Here is a 441-nt window from a genome sequence, read left to right as displayed (position 1 = left end):
GCGCCGCGCTGACCGGCACGTTGAGCCGGAGCGTGCCGGCCGGCCGGTCGCGAAAGCCGTTGACGACGTCCAGCGCCGCTTCGACCTCGCCCAAGGCGGGGGTCAAACGCTCAAGGAGACGCGCGCCGGCCTCGGTCGGCGCGACGCTGCGCGTGGTGCGGTTGAACAGCCTGACGCCGAGGCGCGTCTCCAGCCGGCGCACCGCCTCGCTCAATCCGGAGGCGCTCGTGCCGCTCGCGCGAGCGCCTTCACGAAAGCCGCCTGCCTCCGCGACGGAGACGAAGGCGGCAAGATCGCCGAGATCCATCGCCATTGTTCGCAATCTCGCACAGCTTGTGCCGATTAAACCGTATTATCGCGCAATGCGGAAGGGTCTAAATCCCTACGCACCGCAAAGGAGAGACCTGATGGGCGACTTCAACACAGCCGGCACCTACGCGC

General features: G+C 67.8%; 1 protein-coding gene. It reads right to left on the bottom strand.

The features are described 5' to 3' along the window. Positions 1-307 (bottom strand): LysR family transcriptional regulator (locus C1631_RS25595; protein ID WP_228441542.1); only part of this gene is annotated, 307 nt, incomplete at its 3' end. Between the last annotated feature and the right edge of the window lie 134 nt (positions 308-441).

It is taken from the genome of Chryseobacterium phosphatilyticum (genome assembly GCF_002899825.2).
Taxonomy (GTDB): domain Bacteria; phylum Bacteroidota; class Bacteroidia; order Flavobacteriales; family Weeksellaceae; genus Chryseobacterium; species Chryseobacterium phosphatilyticum.
The sequence above is the reverse complement of the archived record's forward strand: the minus strand, read 5'-3'. Positions and strand labels throughout refer to the sequence as shown.